Genomic DNA, 14,071 nt, shown 5'->3' on the forward strand with positions numbered 1-14,071 from the left:
GAATTTTCCGGATGACGTTTCCGGCCAACTATAGGGGAGAAAATATGGATCTGTATAAAGCGTATCCAGCTCATATTGTGTTCATGCGTCGTACTTTCGCCGTAGTGGCTGGCGTGCTGGCCCTGCCGGTGATGCTGTTCTGGAAAGATCGCGCTCGTTTTTACAGCTATCTGCACCGCGTCTGGGCGAAAACCAGCGAGAAGCCGGTGTGGATGGATCAGGCCGAGAAAGCGACCTGCGACTTCTACTAAAAAAGAAAGACTACACATAGCAATATAGAAACCGCCGATAGCAATGGGTAATGCCAGTCAGTTACTTAACTGACTGGCATTACCACCCCCCGGCGGTCTTTTTTATTTCATCCCGTCTACACTTCATGGCAAAGTACAGTAAAAGCTCGCCACTTTTTCCTTTGGTGGCGTGCCCTTACGGACATAATGGATATTTGCCTGGAGTTTTATGCCCACCCATCTGGTTTGGTTTCGCGCAGATCTGCGCGTACATGACAACATCGCTCTCGCGGCAGCCTGTCGTTCTGAGGATGCCAGCGTGCTGGCACTGTTCATCGCTACGCCCGAACAGTGGCAGCAGCATGATATGGCACCGCGCCAGGCGGCTTACCTCAAATCACATCTGAACGTTCTGCAACACTCGCTTGCTGAAAAAGGTATTCCGCTGATCTACAAAGAGGTCAGTGATTTTGCCGCGCAGCTTCAGATGCTGCAGGCGATCTGTCAGCAAAACGGCGTCACACACCTTTTTTATAACTATCAGTACGAGCTGAACGAACAGCGGCGGGATCGCCAGCTGGAAAACATGCTGGACGGGGTAGTTTGTGAAGGATTTGATGACAGCGTCATGCTGGCGCCGGGCAGCGTCATGACCGGCAGTCACGAAATGTACAAAGTGTTTACGCCGTTTAAAAATGCGTTTGTTAAACGCCTGAAAGAGGCGCTGCCTGAGTGCGTGGCCGCGCCCGCTGTTCGGGGTGATGCCATAACCGATCTGCCTGAATTAACGTTTAACTATCCCCAACAGTCGTTCGACGATCTTCTGTTCCCTGCCAGTGAGAAATCAGCGATTGCGAAGCTGCGCCAGTTTTGCAAGCAGGGCGCGGGAGAGTACGACGCGCGCAGGGATTTCCCGGCGGTTGAAGGGACAAGCCGATTATCGGCCTGCCTGGCATTGGGCGTGCTCTCTCCTCGCCAGTGTCTGCATCGTCTCCTGGCCGAGCAGCCGCAGGCGCTGGACGGCGGGACGGGGTCGGTGTGGCTGAACGAACTGATCTGGCGTGAGTTCTATCGCCATCTGATGACTTATCATCCCGATCTCTGCAAGCATCGCCCGTTCATTCCCTGGACCGATAACGTAAAATGGCAGCACGACGAGGCGCGTTTACTGGCCTGGAAAAAGGGGGAGACGGGCTATCCGATTGTTGATGCCGCGATGCGCCAGTTGAATGAAACCGGGTGGATGCACAACCGTCTGCGAATGATTACCGCCAGCTTCCTGGTGAAAGATCTGCTTATCGACTGGCGTGTCGGGGAGCGTTATTTTATTTCTCAGCTGATCGATGGCGATCTGGCAGCGAATAATGGCGGATGGCAGTGGGCGGCCTCTACCGGTACCGATGCGGCTCCCTATTTCCGGATTTTCAATCCGACCACTCAGGGACAAAAATTTGATGCTAACGGCGACTTTATTCGTCGCTGGTTGCCCGCGCTCAGGCATGTTCCTGCGAAAGCGATCCACGACCCGTGGGCATGGGCGGATAAACAGGGCGTAAAGCTCGATTATCCCCGCCCGATTGTTGACCATAAACAGGCGCGCGTCGCCACGCTGGCGGCCTATGAAGCCGCCCGTAAAGCTTAAGAGAGTGATGATGAAAAACAGCGAACTGGAAAGCCTGATTAACGAAAAACTCAATACCGCCGCCTTCAGCGATTACGGCCCGAATGGGCTGCAGGTGGAAGGCCGAGAGACAGTGCAAAAAATCATCACCGGTGTGACGGCAAGCCAGGCATTGCTGGATGAAGCGGTGCGTCAGGAGGCCGATGCGATCATTGTTCACCACGGTTATTTCTGGAAAAACGAATCACCGATTATTCGCGGTATGAAGCGCAACCGCCTGAAAACGCTGTTGGCCAATGACATCAACCTGTACGGCTACCACCTGCCGCTGGATGCACACCCGGAGCTGGGGAATAACGTCCAGCTGGCGCAGCTGTTGGGGATCACTGTGATGGGCGAAATCGAGCCACTGGTCCCGTGGGGAGAGCTGTCGATGCCGGTTCCGGGTCTGGAGCTGGCCTCGTGGATCGAAGCACGTCTCGGGCGTCGTCCGCTGTGGTGTGGCGACACGGGGCCGGATACCGTTAAGCGCGTTGCCTGGTGTACCGGCGGCGGTCAGGGCTTTATCGACAGCGCCGCGCGTTTTGGTGTTGATGCGTTTATTACCGGTGAAGTCTCTGAGCAGACGGTTCACTCAGCCCGTGAACAGGGGCTGCATTTTTACGCGGCAGGCCACCATGCTACCGAGCGTGGCGGTATCCGCGCCCTCAGCGAATGGCTGACGGAAAATACCGATCTGGATGTGACCTTTATTGATATCCCTAATCCCGCCTGATGAGAGGTGCCCGAGTGCAGAGAGCGCGTTGTTATCTTCTGGGTGAAAGCGCAGTTGTACTGGAACTTGAACCGCCGGTCACGCTTGCCACGCAAAAGCGTATCTGGCGGCTGACACAGCGTCTGGTTGACATCCCGGAAGTGGTAGAAACCATTCCTGGTATGAATAACATTACCGTCGTGCTGCGCAACCCGCAGACAAAGGCGCTGGATGCTATTGAACGTCTTCAGCGCTGGTGGGAAGAGAGCGAAGCGCTGGAGCCGGAATCGAGAATGATTGAAATCCCGGTCGTCTATGGCGGCACGGGTGGGCCGGATCTTGGCGTGGTGGCGGATCACTGCGGATTAACGGAGAAGCAGGTTGTTGAACTGCACAGTTCGGTGGATTACGTGGTCTGGTTTCTCGGGTTTCAACCCGGCTTCCCGTATCTTGGCGGATTATCCCCCCAGCTGCATACGCCGCGCCGGGCCGAGCCACGCCTGAGCGTTCCCGCGGGAACGGTGGCAATTGGCGGCGAACAAACCGGAATTTATCCGCTCACCTCACCGGGCGGCTGGCAGCTTATTGGGCACACCGCCATGCCATTATTTGAACCGGGGCAGGAGGCACCCATTCTCCTTCGTCCTGGCGATACCCTTCGCTTTATCCCGCAGAAGGAGGGGGTATGCTAACGTTACTTCGCGCAGGGCTTTATACCTCGGTACAGGATGCCGGCCGCTTTGGCCTGCGCCAGTCTGGCGTGAGCTACTGCGGTGCGCTTGATCGTCCTTCGCTGGAGATTGCCAACCTGCTGGTGGGTAACGCAGGCAGCACGGCGGCGTTAGAAATTACGCTGGGTCAGTGCGTGATTGAGTTCGGTCAGGAAACCTGGTTTGCGTTGACCGGCGCAGGTTGTGACGCCACGCTGGACGGCAAAGCGGTGTGGACCGGCTGGCGGTTGCGGGCGAAAGCCGGGCAACGTCTGATGCTGAAACGGCCTCTGCACGGCGTGCGCAGTTACCTTGCGGTAGCGGGGGGCATTGACGTGCCGGAGGTGCTGGGGTCAGCCAGTACCGATCAGAAAGCGGGCATAGGCGGGCATGAGGGACGTTCGCTGCGCGATGGCGATCGTCTGGCGATTAAGCCGTCAACACGCGATTTCTCGACGACGCAGGGCGTAAAACAGTTGCTGTGGGGGAACGTGATCCGCGCCTTACCGGGGCCGGAATATCAGGAGTTCGATGACGCTTCTAAAGAGTCTTTCTGGCGTTCGCCGTGGAAGATTAGCCCGCAGAGTAACCGCATGGGCTACCGCCTGCAGGGGCAGCCGCTGACCCGCACAACCGACCGGGAGTTGCTCTCCCACGGCTTATTGCCTGGCGTCATTCAGGTTCCGGGCAATGGTCAACCCATTGTGCTGATGAACGATGCGCAGACGACGGGCGGTTATCCGCGCATTGCCTGCATTATTGACGCGGATCGCTACCATCTGGCGCAAATTCCCCTCGGTCAGCCGATCCATTTCGTGCAATGTTCGCTGGAGGAGGCGCTGAAAGCGCGGCAGGATCAGCAGCGTTATCTCGAACAGCTGGCGTGGAGGCTTGATGGTAAAGATTGATTTAAATGCCGATCTGGGGGAGGGGAGCCGCGCCGACGCAGAGCTGATGACGCTGGTCTCTTCGGTTAATATCGCCTGCGGCTTTCACGCGGGTGATGCGCAAACCATGCTGGAGAGCGTGCGCAATGCCATTAAAAACGGCGTGGCGATAGGCGCTCACCCGAGCTTTCCCGACCGGGAGAACTTTGGCCGTACGGCGATGGACCTGCCGCCGGAGACGGTCTACGCTCAGATGCTTTACCAGATTGGCGCGCTGGAGGCGATAGTGCGCGCTGAGAAGGGCGTACTGCGCCACGTGAAGCCGCACGGCATGCTTTACAATCAGGCGGCGAAAGATCCTGCTCTGGCGGACGCCATTGCCCGCGCGGTGCGGGATTGTGACTCTCAGCTGATTCTGGTGGGCCTGGCGGGCAGCGAGCTGATCCGCGCCGGGCAGCGCCTGGGGTTAACCACCCGCCAGGAAGTGTTTGCCGACCGGGGATATCAGCCTGATGGCAGCCTGGTGCCGCGAACGCAGGCCGGGGCGCTCATTACCGACGAAGGTAAAGCGCTGGCGCAGACGCTGGAGATGGTGCGCGCCGGGCGTGTCACCGCTGTGGATGGTACATCGGCAAACGTTCAGGCCGATACGGTATGCTTACATGGCGACGGCGAGCATGCGCTCCAGTTTGCGCGGCGCCTGCGGGCAGCGTTCTCTGATGAGGGTATTCTTGTCAGCGCAGAATAATCATTTAAGGACAATAACATGCCAGAAGGTCCGGAGATCCGCCGCGCGGCGGATAGCCTGGAAGCGGCGATAAAGGGCAAACCGCTGACGGATGTCTGGTTTGCCTTTCCGCAACTCAAACCGTTTGAATCACAGCTGCTGGGGCAGACGGTGACCCATATTGAAACGCGCGGGAAAGCCTTACTCACGCACTTTTCCCATAACCTGACGTTATATAGCCATAACCAGCTTTACGGCGTCTGGCGCGTGGTTAACGCGGGTGAACAGCCGCAAACCACCCGTGTGCTGCGGGTCAGGCTGCAAACGGCGGATAAAGCCATCCTGCTTTACAGCGCGTCGGATATCGAAATGTTAACGCCTGAGCAGTTGCTCGTTCATCCGTTCTTGCTGCGCGTTGGGCCGGATGTGCTGGATATGCGCCTGACGGCGGGCGATGTGAAAGCCCGTTTGCTGTCACCCAAATTTCGCAATCGGCAGTTTTCCGGTCTGTTTCTCGACCAGGCCTTTCTGGCCGGGCTCGGCAACTACCTGCGGGTGGAAATCCTTTGGGAAGCCGGGCTGGCGCCGCAGCATAAAGCTTCGCAGCTCAGCGATGAACAGCTGGAAGCGCTGTCCCATGCGCTGCTGGACATTCCGCGTTTATCCTACACGACGCGCGGCGTGGTAGATGAGAACAGGCATCACGGGGCGCTGTTCCGGTTTAAGGTGTTTCATCGGGCGGGGAAAAAGTGCGAGCGATGTGGCGGGATTATAGAGAGGACAATGCTTTCCTCAAGACCGTTTTACTGGTGTCCCGGGTGCCAGATGTAAAAAAGCCGGGTGGCGGCTACGCCTTACCCGGCCTACATTTCGCACTTGTAGGCCCGGTAAGCGTGAGCGCCACCGGGCTTGTTTTTAGCGCTTAATATCAGACTTAAAATCACGCTGCTCGTAGCCGGTATACAGCTGACGAGGACGGGCGATTTTCATGCCTTCGCTGTGCATTTCGTTCCAGTGCGCAATCCAGCCTACGGTACGGGCCATGGCGAAGATTACGGTGAACATGGAAGACGGAATACCCATCGCTTTCAGAATGATACCGGAGTAGAAGTCGACGTTCGGGTAGAGTTTCTTCTCGATGAAGTACGGGTCATTCAGCGCGATGTGTTCCAGCTCCATCGCCACTTCCAGCAGATCATCTTTGGTACCCAGTTCTTTCAGCACTTCGTGGCAGGTTTCACGCATCACGGTGGCGCGTGGGTCATAGTTTTTGTAAACACGGTGACCGAAGCCCATCAGGCGGAAGGAGTCATTCTTGTCTTTCGCGCGACGCACGAATTCAGGAATGTGCTCAACGGTGCTGATCTCTTCCAGCATCTTCAGTGCCGCTTCGTTCGCACCGCCGTGCGCCGGTCCCCACAGGGAGGCGATGCCCGCAGCGATACAGGCGAACGGGTTCGCGCCTGAAGAGCCCGCGGTACGGACGGTAGAGGTGGAAGCGTTCTGTTCGTGGTCAGCGTGCAGGATCAGGATACGGTCCATTGCGCGTTCCAGCACCGGGTTCACTTCGTACTCTTCGCACGGCGTGGAGAACATCATGCGCAGGAAGTTACCGGCGTAGGAGAGGTCGTTACGTGGATACACAAACGGCTGGCCGATGGAGTATTTGTAACACATCGCCGCCATAGTAGGCATTTTGGACAGCAGACGGAACGCCGCGATATCACGGTGACGCGGGTTATTCACGTCAAGGGAGTCGTGGTAGAACGCCGCCAGCGCACCGGTAATCCCGCACATCACCGCCATCGGGTGAGAGTCACGACGGAACGCATGGAACAGACGTGTAATCTGCTCATGGATCATGGTGTGACGGGTGACGGTGGTTTTGAATTCATCGTACTGCGCCTGCGTTGGCTTTTCGCCGTTCAGCAGGATGTAGCACACTTCCAGATAGTTGGATTCGGTGGCTAACTGATCGATGGGGAAGCCGCGATGGAGCAGGATACCTTCGTCACCGTCAATGTAGGTGATTTTGGATTCGCAAGATGCGGTAGAGGTAAATCCAGGGTCAAAGGTAAATACTCCTTTGGAACCCAGCGTACGGATATCAATAACATCCTGACCGAGCGTGCCTTTTAGCACATCCAGTTCAATAGCATCACCACCGTTGAGGGTGAGTTTTGCCTTTGTATCAGCCATTTACGGTCTCCTTAGCGCCTTATGCTTAAGACTGCGCTTTACCGGATTTGCTTTCAGCTGTTAATCACCGTTACCAGATTGTTATTTGGCTTACCGCTCAGCTCACGAGGACAAACCAGGGTACAGAGCTATGGCGCCTTGCAGGTAAACGAATGAAATATCAGTGAAACAACAGCAAATCAGCGTTTTTGCAGTCCGAATTATTCAAACCTGTATATCACTAATAACTGTCCTGATAACTTCGGTCAATACCATCACACTGTTACATAACTATTTGTCAGGTGAAAGAGAGACCTCATAACTTTTGCGCATTATATGCCTTTTCTGATGACGTTTGTAACAATATTGTTTAACATTTGTCAAATCAGATGATTAAAAATTAAAAAGATGTTGTTATCGTGACCCTGATCACTGTTCCAGAGAAAACCCGACAAACTGTATGTAGGTTAATTGTAATGATTTTGTGAACGGCCTATACTGCCGCCAGGTCTCCGGAACACCCTGCAATCCCGAGCCACCCAGCGTTGTAATGTGTCGTTGAAGCATCTGGAAGCATTGTTTTGCATGACGCGCAGTTATAGAAAAGGAACGCTGCTTGACCCGCATCGCAGTCCGGAGGAAGGAAACAATAAGAACAGCATGTGGGCGTTATTCATGATAAGAAATGTGAAAAAACAAAGACCTGTCAATCTGGATCTGAAAACGATCCGGTTCCCCGTAACAGCAATAGCGTCCATTCTGCACCGTGTTTCAGGTGTAATTACGTTTGTGGCGGTCGGCATTCTGCTGTGGTTACTGGGTACCAGCCTCTCCTCCCCTGAAGGATTCCTCCAGGCCTCTGCCATCATGAACAGCTTCTTCGTGAAATTCATCATGTGGGGCATTCTGACCGCGCTGGCGTACCACGTCGTCGTGGGTGTTCGTCATATGCTGATGGACTTTGGCTACCTGGAAGAGACGTTCGAAGCCGGGAAACGCTCCGCTAACATTTCATTTGTGATTACTGTCGTGCTTTCACTTCTCGCAGGAGTTCTCGTATGGTAAGCAACGCCTCCGCATTAGGACGCAACGGCGTACATGACTTCATTCTTGTCCGTGCTACCGCCATCGTTCTCACCCTTTACATCATCTATATGATTGGTTTCTTCGCGACCAGCGGTACGCTGACGTGGGAAATCTGGAGTGGGTTCTTCGGATCCGCCTTCACCAAAGTGTTCACCCTGCTGGCGCTGTTCTCCATCCTTATTCATGCGTGGATTGGTATGTGGCAGGTGTTGACCGATTACGTTAAACCGCTGGCGATTCGCCTTCCTCTGCAGCTGGCCATTGTCGTTGCACTGGTGGTTTACGTTATTTATGGATTCGTTGTGGTGTGGGGTGTGTAATGAAACTGCCAGTCAGAGAATTTGATGCTGTTGTGATTGGTGCCGGTGGCGCAGGTATGCGTGCCGCACTGCAAATTTCCCAGAGCGGCCAGACCTGTGCGCTGCTCTCTAAAGTGTTCCCGACCCGTTCCCACACAGTATCCGCGCAGGGCGGTATTACCGTTGCGCTGGGTAACTCCCATGAAGATAACTGGGAATGGCACATGTACGACACGGTAAAAGGTTCCGACTACATCGGCGACCAGGATGCCATCGAATATATGTGTAAGACCGGCCCGGAAGCGATTCTGGAGCTGGACCACATGGGGCTGCCGTTCTCCCGTCTGGAAAACGGCACCATCTATCAGCGTCCGTTTGGCGGCCAGTCGAAAAACTTCGGCGGCGAGCAGGCGGCACGTACCGCAGCGGCGGCTGACCGTACAGGCCACGCACTGCTGCACACCCTGTATCAGCAGAACCTGAAAAACCACACCACCATCTTCTCCGAGTGGTATGCGCTGGATCTGGTGAAAAATGCCGATGGCGCAGTGGTCGGTTGTACCGCGCTGTGTATCGAAACCGGTGAAGTCGTTTACTTCAAAGCCCGCGCAACCGTGCTGGCCACCGGCGGTGCAGGCCGTATTTACCAGTCCACCACCAACGCCCACATCAACACCGGTGACGGTGTTGGCATGGCAATCCGCGCAGGCGTGCCGGTTCAGGATATGGAAATGTGGCAGTTCCACCCAACCGGTATCGCCGGTGCCGGCGTTCTGGTAACAGAAGGCTGCCGTGGTGAAGGCGGCTACCTGCTGAACAAACACGGCGAACGCTTCATGGAGCGTTATGCCCCGAATGCGAAAGACCTGGCGGGTCGTGACGTGGTGGCGCGTTCCATCATGATCGAAATCCGTGAAGGCCGCGGCTGTGATGGCCCATGGGGTCCACACGCGAAGCTGAAACTCGACCATCTGGGTAAAGAGGTGCTGGAATCCCGTCTGCCGGGCATTCTGGAGCTGTCTCGTACCTTCGCACACGTCGACCCGGTGAAAGAGCCAATTCCTGTTATCCCAACCTGCCACTACATGATGGGCGGTATTCCGACCAAAGTGACCGGTCAGGCGTTGACCGTGAACGAGCAGGGTGAAGATGTGGTTATTCCTGGCCTGTTCGCCGTAGGTGAAATTGCCTGCGTATCCGTTCACGGCGCAAACCGTCTCGGCGGCAACTCGCTGCTGGACCTGGTGGTATTCGGCCGTGCAGTTGGTCTGCATCTGCAGGAATCCATTGCCGAGCAGGGCGCGCTGCGTGACGCGACCGACGACGAAATTGATGCCTCTCTTGAGCGCCTCAACCGCTGGAACGGCAACCGTAACGGCGAAGATCCGGTGGAAATCCGTAAAGCACTCCAGGAATGCATGCAGCATAACTTCTCGGTATTCCGCGAAGGTGACGCAATGGCCAAAGGTCTTGAGCAGTTGAAAGCGATCCGCGAGCGTCTGAAAAATGCCCGTCTGGATGACACCTCCAGCGAGTTCAACACCCAGCGCGTTGAATGCCTGGAGCTGGATAACCTGATGGAAACCGCATTCGCGACCGCGATGTCGGCAAACTTCCGTACCGAGAGCCGTGGCGCGCATAGCCGCTTCGACTTCCCGGATCGTGATGACGAAAACTGGCTGTGCCATTCCCTGTATCTGCCAGAGTCGGAATCCATGACGCGTCGTAGCGTCAACATGGAACCGAAACTGCGTCCGGCGTTCCCGCCGAAGATTCGTACTTACTAATGCGGAGACAGGATAATGAAACTCGAATTCTCAGTTTATCGTTATAACCCGGATGTTGATGATGCTCCGCGTATGCAGGACTACACCCTGGAAGCGGAAGAAGGTCGCGACATGATGCTGCTGGATGCGTTAATCCAGCTGAAAGAAAAAGATCCGACACTGTCGTTCCGTCGCTCCTGCCGTGAAGGGGTCTGCGGCTCTGATGGCGTGAACATGAACGGCAAAAATGGCCTGGCCTGCATCACGCCCATTTCCGCGTTGCAGCGTCCTGGTCAGAAAATTGTTATCCGTCCTCTGCCAGGCCTGCCGGTCGTGCGTGATTTGGTGGTAGACATGGGGCAATTCTATGCACAATATGAGAAGATTAAGCCTTACTTATTGAATAATGGGCAAAATCCACCCGCTCGCGAGCACTTACAGTCTCCTGAGCAGCGTGAAAAACTCGATGGGTTGTACGAGTGTATTCTCTGCGCATGTTGTTCAACGTCCTGTCCGTCGTTCTGGTGGAACCCGGACAAGTTTATCGGCCCGGCCGGTCTGCTGGCTGCCTATCGCTTCCTGATCGATAGCCGCGACACCGAAACCGAGAGTCGTCTGGAAGGACTGAGTGACGCTTTCAGCGTATTCCGCTGCCATAGCATCATGAACTGCGTCAGTGTATGTCCGAAGGGACTGAACCCGACGCGCGCCATCGGCCATATTAAGTCGATGCTGCTGCAGCGCAGTGCGTAAGTAAAAACGCCGGATGGCGCTGCGCTTATCCGGCCTACGTAACAGTAGGCCCGGTAAGCGTAGCGCCACCGGGAAAATTGCAGAAACCTTTAAAAACTGCCCTGAAGTTTAGACAGTTTCTAAAGGTTCCTTCGCGGGCCAAATGAAAAGAGCTCGCAGGTGAACCCCGGCACGTACACGTGGTGTGCGTGGTAGTTTCTACGGCGAAAGTAAGCATAAAAATGCTTAAGGGATCACGATGCAGAACGGCGCAATGAAAGCCTGGCTGGACTCTTCTTTCCTTTCTGGTGCGAACCAGAGCTGGATTGAACAGCTCTATGAAGACTTCTTAACCGATCCTGACTCAGTGGACGCAAACTGGCGTTCCATGTTCCAGCAGTTGCCTGGCACAGGGGTCAAACCGGATCAATTCCATTCCAAAACACGTGATTATTTCCGTCGTCTGGCGAAGGATGCCTCACGTTACTCTTCTGCGATTTCCGACCCTGACACCAATGCGAAGCAGGTTAAAGTCCTGCAGCTTATCAACGCTTATCGCTTCCGTGGTCACCAGCATGCGAATCTCGATCCGCTGGGACTGTGGCAGCAAGAACGTGTGGCCGATCTCGATCCGGCGTATCACGATCTGACCGAGGCCGATTTCCAGGAAAGCTTTAACGTAGGTTCTTTTGCCATCGGCAAAGACACGATGAAGCTGGGCGAACTTATTGATGCGCTCAAGCAAACCTACTGCGGCTCCATCGGCGCGGAATACATGCACATTACCTCTACCGAAGAGAAACGCTGGATCCAGCAGCGCATCGAATCCGTAGCGGGCCATGCGAATTTCTCAGCAGACGAGAAAAAACGTTTCCTTGGCGAACTGACTGCAGCAGAGGGCCTTGAGCGCTATCTGGGCGCGAAATTCCCGGGCGCAAAACGCTTCTCGCTGGAAGGCGGCGACGCGCTGGTGCCGATGCTGAAAGAGCTGATTCGTCATGCAGGCAAGAGCGGTACCCGTGAAGTGGTACTGGGCATGGCGCACCGTGGTCGTCTGAACGTCCTGGTCAACGTGCTGGGTAAAAAACCGCAGGACCTGTTCGACGAATTTGCGGGCAAACATAAAGAGCACCTCGGCACCGGCGACGTGAAGTACCACATGGGCTTCTCGTCTGATATCGAAACCGAAGGCGGTCTGGTTCACCTGGCGCTGGCGTTTAACCCGTCACACCTGGAGATCGTCAGCCCGGTGGTTATCGGTTCCGTGCGTGCGCGTCTGGATCGTCTGGACGAGCCAAGCAGCAACAAAGTGCTGCCAATCACCATTCACGGTGATGCGGCGGTAACCGGGCAGGGCGTGGTTCAGGAAACCCTGAACATGTCGAAAGCGCGTGGTTATGAAGTGGGCGGTACCGTTCGCATCGTGATCAACAACCAGGTGGGCTTCACCACCTCTAACCCGCTGGATGCCCGCTCTACACCATATTGCACCGACATCGGTAAAATGGTTCAGGCGCCGATCTTCCACGTGAACGCGGACGATCCGGAAGCTGTCGCTTTCGTTACCCGTCTGGCGCTGGACTTCCGTAATACCTTCAAACGCGATGTGTTCATTGACCTCTTCTGCTACCGCCGTCACGGCCACAACGAAGCGGATGAGCCAAGTGCAACCCAGCCGCTGATGTATCAGAAAATCAAAAAACATCCGACGCCACGCAAAATCTATGCTGACAAGCTGGAAAGCGAAAAAGTGGCGACGCTGGAAGATGCGACCGAACTGGTCAACCTCTACCGCGATGCGCTGGATGCGGGTGAATGCGTAGTGAAAGAGCTGCGTCCGATGAACATGCACTCCTTTACCTGGTCGCCGTACCTCAACCACGAGTGGGATGAGAGCTACCCGAACAAGGTTGAGATGAAGCGTCTGCAGGAGCTGGCTAAACGCATCAGCACCGTACCAGACGCTATCGAGATGCAGTCTCGCGTGGCGAAAATCTATGCTGACCGTCAGTCCATGGCAGCAGGTGAGAAGCTGTTTGACTGGGGTGGCGCGGAAACGCTGGCTTATGCAACGCTGGTTGACGAAGGCATTCCTGTGCGTCTGTCCGGCGAAGATGCGGGCCGTGGTACCTTCTTCCACCGTCACGCGGTGGTTCACAATCAGTCTAACGGTTCAACCTATACCCCACTGCAGCACGTCCACAACGGTCAGGGCCAGTTCAAAGTCTGGGACTCCGTACTGTCTGAAGAAGCGGTACTGGCCTTCGAATACGGCTACGCCACCGCTGAACCACGCACCCTGACCATCTGGGAAGCGCAGTTCGGTGACTTCGCCAACGGTGCGCAGGTCGTTATCGACCAGTTCATCTCCTCCGGCGAGCAGAAGTGGGGCCGCATGTGTGGTCTGGTCATGCTGCTGCCGCACGGTTATGAAGGCCAGGGTCCGGAGCACTCCTCCGCGCGTCTGGAACGCTATCTGCAACTTTGCGCTGAGCAGAACATGCAGGTTTGCGTGCCGTCCACTCCGGCTCAGGTCTACCACATGCTGCGTCGTCAGGCACTGCGCGGTATGCGCCGTCCGCTGGTGGTCATGTCTCCGAAATCCCTGCTGCGCCATCCGCTGGCGGTATCCAGCCTGGATGAGCTGGCAAACGGCACCTTCCTGCCAGCCATCGGTGAGATTGACGAGCTGGATCCGCAGGCCGTGAAGCGTGTGGTGATGTGTTCTGGTAAGGTTTATTACGACCTGCTGGAACAGCGCCGTAAGAACGATCAGAAAGATGTCGCCATCGTACGTATCGAACAGCTTTATCCGTTCCCGCATCAGGCGATGCAGGAAGTGCTGAAACCTTACGCTCACGTTCATGATTTTGTCTGGTGCCAGGAAGAGCCGCTTAACCAGGGCGCATGGTACTGCAGCCAGCATCATTTCCGTGAAGTGATTCCATTTGGGTCCGCTCTGCGTTACGCAGGTCGCCCGGCCTCCGCCTCTCCGGCGGTAGGGTATATGTCCGTTCACCAGAAGCAGCAACAAGATCTGGTCAATGACGCGCTGAACGTCGATTAATTAAAGGATACATA

Annotated in this window: 13 protein-coding genes; 12 read left to right on the forward strand and 1 reads right to left on the reverse strand. The window is 55.7% G+C overall.

Annotation, left to right across the window (positions count from 1 at the left end):
• Positions 1-44 precede the first annotated feature (44 nt).
• From L3068_RS06250 to nei, 7 genes are all read left to right on the forward strand, one after another.
• On the forward strand, positions 45-251 hold the full coding sequence (locus L3068_RS06250) for a YbfA family protein (protein ID WP_014883027.1): 207 nt from the start codon (positions 45-47) through the stop codon (positions 249-251).
• Between the two features lie 208 nt (positions 252-459).
• The gene (gene phrB / locus L3068_RS06255) at positions 460-1,872 is read left to right on the forward strand and encodes a deoxyribodipyrimidine photo-lyase (RefSeq protein WP_014883029.1); all 1,413 of its coding nucleotides are present in this window, start codon (positions 460-462) and stop codon (positions 1,870-1,872) included.
• 10 nt (positions 1,873-1,882) lie between these two features.
• Positions 1,883-2,626 (forward strand): type 2 GTP cyclohydrolase I, encoded by a 744-nt coding sequence (locus tag L3068_RS06260; RefSeq protein ID WP_014883030.1) that lies wholly within the window; start codon positions 1,883-1,885, stop codon positions 2,624-2,626.
• Between the two features lie 14 nt (positions 2,627-2,640).
• Complete coding sequence (pxpB, locus tag L3068_RS06265) at positions 2,641-3,297, forward strand: 5-oxoprolinase subunit PxpB (protein WP_023336926.1); 657 nt, start codon at positions 2,641-2,643, stop codon at positions 3,295-3,297.
• Positions 3,291-4,223, forward strand: coding sequence for a 5-oxoprolinase subunit PxpC (pxpC, locus tag L3068_RS06270; RefSeq protein ID WP_023332415.1), 933 nt, complete (start codon positions 3,291-3,293; stop codon positions 4,221-4,223). The genes pxpB and pxpC overlap by 7 nt, the downstream gene beginning before the upstream one ends.
• A complete protein-coding gene (gene pxpA, locus L3068_RS06275) occupies positions 4,210-4,950 on the forward strand; it encodes a 5-oxoprolinase subunit PxpA (protein ID WP_023332416.1) in 741 nt (246 codons plus the stop codon). The genes pxpC and pxpA overlap by 14 nt, the downstream gene beginning before the upstream one ends.
• Before the next feature lie 18 nt (positions 4,951-4,968).
• Positions 4,969-5,760: an endonuclease VIII gene (gene nei, locus L3068_RS06280; RefSeq protein WP_059372972.1), complete on the forward strand. Its 792-nt coding sequence runs from the start codon at positions 4,969-4,971 to the stop codon at positions 5,758-5,760.
• An 84-nt stretch (positions 5,761-5,844) separates the two neighbouring features.
• Here nei and L3068_RS06285 read toward each other — a convergent pair whose 3' ends face one another.
• On the reverse strand, positions 5,845-7,128 hold the full coding sequence (locus L3068_RS06285) for a citrate synthase (protein ID WP_014883035.1): 1,284 nt from the start codon (positions 7,126-7,128) through the stop codon (positions 5,845-5,847).
• 639 nt (positions 7,129-7,767) lie between these two features.
• On the opposite strand from L3068_RS06285, the gene sdhC reads away from it, so the two are divergent.
• The 5 genes from sdhC to sucA all read left to right on the forward strand — a co-directional run bounded on the left by sdhC (position 7,768) and on the right by sucA (position 14,057).
• Positions 7,768-8,172: a succinate dehydrogenase cytochrome b556 subunit gene (gene sdhC / locus L3068_RS06290; RefSeq protein ID WP_020684965.1), complete on the forward strand. Its 405-nt coding sequence runs from the start codon at positions 7,768-7,770 to the stop codon at positions 8,170-8,172.
• A complete protein-coding gene (gene sdhD, locus L3068_RS06295) occupies positions 8,166-8,513 on the forward strand; it encodes a succinate dehydrogenase membrane anchor subunit (protein ID WP_008501088.1) in 348 nt (115 codons plus the stop codon). Before sdhC ends, sdhD begins: the two co-directional genes overlap by 7 nt.
• Positions 8,513-10,279: a succinate dehydrogenase flavoprotein subunit gene (sdhA, locus tag L3068_RS06300; RefSeq protein ID WP_014883036.1), complete on the forward strand. Its 1,767-nt coding sequence runs from the start codon at positions 8,513-8,515 to the stop codon at positions 10,277-10,279. The genes sdhD and sdhA overlap by 1 nt, the downstream gene beginning before the upstream one ends.
• A gap of 15 nt (positions 10,280-10,294) precedes the next feature.
• Positions 10,295-11,011, forward strand: coding sequence for a succinate dehydrogenase iron-sulfur subunit SdhB (sdhB, locus tag L3068_RS06305; protein WP_014883037.1), 717 nt, complete (start codon positions 10,295-10,297; stop codon positions 11,009-11,011).
• A gap of 238 nt (positions 11,012-11,249) precedes the next feature.
• A complete protein-coding gene (sucA, locus tag L3068_RS06310; protein WP_014883038.1) occupies positions 11,250-14,057 on the forward strand; it encodes a 2-oxoglutarate dehydrogenase E1 component in 2,808 nt (935 codons plus the stop codon).
• Positions 14,058-14,071 lie beyond the last annotated feature (14 nt).

The organism is Enterobacter cloacae complex sp. ECL414 (assembly GCF_021869685.1).
GTDB classification, from domain to species: Bacteria; Pseudomonadota; Gammaproteobacteria; order Enterobacterales; family Enterobacteriaceae; genus Enterobacter; species Enterobacter kobei.

Bases quoted from the DNA above. Each gene is read 5' to 3' on its own strand.
- L3068_RS06250 (WP_014883027.1), top strand. From the start codon at position 45: ATGGATCTGTATAAAGCGTATCCAGCTCATATTGTGTTCATGCGTCGT.
- phrB (WP_014883029.1), top strand. From the start codon at position 460: ATGCCCACCCATCTGGTTTGGTTTCGCGCAGATCTGCGCGTACATGAC.
- L3068_RS06260 (WP_014883030.1), top strand. From the start codon at position 1,883: ATGAAAAACAGCGAACTGGAAAGCCTGATTAACGAAAAACTCAATACC.
- pxpC (WP_023332415.1), top strand. From the start codon at position 3,291: ATGCTAACGTTACTTCGCGCAGGGCTTTATACCTCGGTACAGGATGCC.
- pxpA (WP_023332416.1), top strand. From the start codon at position 4,210: ATGGTAAAGATTGATTTAAATGCCGATCTGGGGGAGGGGAGCCGCGCC.
- nei (WP_059372972.1), top strand. From the start codon at position 4,969: ATGCCAGAAGGTCCGGAGATCCGCCGCGCGGCGGATAGCCTGGAAGCG.
- L3068_RS06285 (WP_014883035.1), bottom strand. From the start codon at position 7,128: ATGGCTGATACAAAGGCAAAACTCACCCTCAACGGTGGTGATGCTATT.
- sdhC (WP_020684965.1), top strand. From the start codon at position 7,768: ATGTGGGCGTTATTCATGATAAGAAATGTGAAAAAACAAAGACCTGTC.
- sdhD (WP_008501088.1), top strand. From the start codon at position 8,166: ATGGTAAGCAACGCCTCCGCATTAGGACGCAACGGCGTACATGACTTC.
- sdhA (WP_014883036.1), top strand. From the start codon at position 8,513: ATGAAACTGCCAGTCAGAGAATTTGATGCTGTTGTGATTGGTGCCGGT.
- sdhB (WP_014883037.1), top strand. From the start codon at position 10,295: ATGAAACTCGAATTCTCAGTTTATCGTTATAACCCGGATGTTGATGAT.
- sucA (WP_014883038.1), top strand. From the start codon at position 11,250: ATGCAGAACGGCGCAATGAAAGCCTGGCTGGACTCTTCTTTCCTTTCT.